Annotated in this window: 3 protein-coding genes; all 3 read right to left on the bottom strand. The window is 56.0% G+C overall.

Annotated features, from left to right (window positions below):
• Nucleotides 1–653, bottom strand: a 653-nt coding sequence (gene glgC / locus CSA35_09800; GenBank protein ID PIE53728.1) for a glucose-1-phosphate adenylyltransferase, incomplete at its 3' end; no start/stop codon positions are given.
• Between the two features lie 60 nt (nucleotides 654–713).
• Nucleotides 714–2,159 (bottom strand): glycogen synthase, encoded by a 1,446-nt coding sequence (locus CSA35_09795; protein PIE53727.1) that lies wholly within the window; start codon nucleotides 2,157–2,159, stop codon nucleotides 714–716.
• A 3-nt stretch (nucleotides 2,160–2,162) separates the two neighbouring features.
• Nucleotides 2,163–2,357: alpha-glucan phosphorylase (locus tag CSA35_09790; GenBank protein ID PIE53726.1), on the bottom strand; the 195-nt coding region annotated here is incomplete at its 5' end.

Genomic DNA, 2,357 nt, shown 5'->3' with positions numbered 1-2,357 from the left:
AGAAGGGCTCCTTCAAGGATTTCCCGTTCGAAGACGTAGTTCCCCATGGACACGTAGCTGAATCCAGGTCGTCCTGGGATCTCCGGCGGTTCTGCTGGTTTCTCAACGAAAGCTATGATGCGTCCTCGCTCGTTGGTTTGGATGCAGCCGAACTGGGATGCTTGAGACGCAGGGACCACGTTGGCTGCCACTGTTACGTCGGCTTGGTGGTCGGCGTGATAGGTCAGCATCTGTTCCACGTCCATCTTATAGACGTGGTCTGCTGCAAAAACGCAGATTTTATCCGCGTTGTACAGGGACACAAGGTGCATGTTTTGATAGACGGCGTCGGCCGTTCCCTCAAACCAGTGTTCACCCCGCCACATCTGAGCTGGGACCAGGGTGACAAAGAAATCTCGACCCCGGAGAGCTCCGCCAAACTGCCATGCCCGTTCGATGTGTTCGTTCAGAGACTGGCTTTTGAACTGAACCAGAACATAGATGGAGAAGATCCCGCTGTTGACCAAGTTGGAGATGGCGAAGTCCACGATGCGATATTTTGCGGCGAAATGAACCGCTGGTTTGGCCCGGTATTTTGTTAAGGGCATGAGACGCTCACCCTTCCCGCCAGCCAAAACAATACCCAGGACCCGTCCGAACTGTCCTCTGATCATGGTGTGCCCTCCTTTTCGTGGGTCATCCCTCCGTTGCCTCCTTTTTAGCCCTGTGTTCTCTTACGATCTTACTATATCGCGATAGATTTTCCCATATATCTTGGCAGATTCTCCCCAGGAAAAATCCCTCCTCATCCCCCGACGCACCGTGGATTCCCAGCTTTTCCTGTCCTCCATGGTTTTCATTGCTCGAAGTACCGTTCGGATCAAATCGTCTCGGTCATACCGCTCGAAAACGAATCCCACGCCATCGGGCTCGTCCATGTCGGTTATGGTGTCGGCCAACCCCCCTACTCTACGGACCACGGGCACGGTGCCGTACCGAAGGGCGATGAGCTGGGAGAGCCCACAGGGTTCGAAGAGAGACGGCATGAGGTACAGATCGGCTCCAGCGTATGTCAGTCGGGCAAGGTTCTCGTGGTACCCCTTGAAGAACCGGATTTTGCCGGGATGCTCTCTTTCCAGCGCGGCCAGCCAGTTCTCGTATCGAGGTTCCCCACTCCCCACGATCACCGTGCGAAGCCCCTGATCGGCCAGTTCGCCTAGAGCCGGGAGCAGAATATCCATGCCTTTTTGTTCCACCAGTCTGCTGACCACGGCTGCTATCGGTCCCCTATCCAGGCCGGTTTCTTTCAAGAGCTGTTGTTGGGCTGCTGCCTTCCCCGAGAGGTCCCGGACCGAGAAGGGCTTGGGAAGAGCCCGGTCCGTCTTGGGGTCCCAGTCCTTGAGATTCAGCCCGTTGAGGATCCCGGTGAGCTTGTTCTCGCACCGGCGAAGGACACCGTCAAGACCGTGTCCTCCCTCCGGTGTAGCGATCTCTCTGGCGTAGCTTGGGCTGACCACCGTGATGTGGTCGGTGGTCATAATTCCACCTTTCAAGAGATTCACCTGGCCGAAGTATTCCAAGGTGTCTATGGAAAAGCTCTTTTCAGGGAGCTGGAGACCTCCCATAGCGGACGGGGAAAGAAGGCCCTGGTGAGCCAGGTTGTGGATGGTGAGCATGGTCTTTCGGATTCCCTTTTGTCCTCGGAACCACGGGTGACCGTTCAATGCCAGGGGAAGTATGGCGGTCACCCAGTCGTGGCAGTGGTACACCTCGGGGGCCCAGCCTGTGATGGACGGGAGAATCAGAGCCCCATAGGAGAGAAAAGCGAAAGGACGGACGGTCTCCTCTGAGGTCTCCTCCGGGTAGATGGGCCCACCGTATAGGTCAGCCTGACTGAGCAGGTAGACTATCGTCGATCCGATGTGACATTGATGGATAGAGCCTCGGTAGAGCCTGTTTCCCAGGGATATTTCCAGGATTCCGGGAAGATGGGTAATAGAGATCCCCTGCCCTTTCAGGTCGTCCAGGATGTCTCCCCATGCGGGCATGAGCAGTCGGGCATCGAACCCCAGTCCGTTCAAAGCCTCGGGCAAGCTGCCGACGACATCGGCCATGCCGCCAACCTTTGCCAGGGGAACGGCTTCCGGGCTTACGTGGAGGATGGTGAGAGGTCCCATCATTGCTCAGACTCCTCGGAAGCTGATGTTGTAGGCTTTTTCGCAGTATTCCTTGACCACCCGATGGGTATTGAAAAAACTGCCGTTCAGGGCGATCGTCTCGCGCATCATCTGGACCCACTGTGTCTTGTTTGCGTAGTATGTGGGAATAACATCCTGTTCCAGTTTTTTGTAAAGGTCCATTGCGTCCAGGGAACTGTC

Source organism: Dethiosulfovibrio peptidovorans (assembly GCA_002748665.1).
GTDB classification, from domain to species: Bacteria; Synergistota; Synergistia; order Synergistales; family Dethiosulfovibrionaceae; genus Dethiosulfovibrio; species Dethiosulfovibrio peptidovorans_A.
This window is presented reverse-complemented; position numbering and strand designations above follow the sequence as displayed.

What these genes read in the sequence shown, in the direction of transcription:
- CSA35_09795 (PIE53727.1), bottom strand. Translation starts at nt 2,159, where the DNA reads ATGATGGGACCTCTCACCATCCTCCACGTAAGCCCGGAAGCCGTTCCC.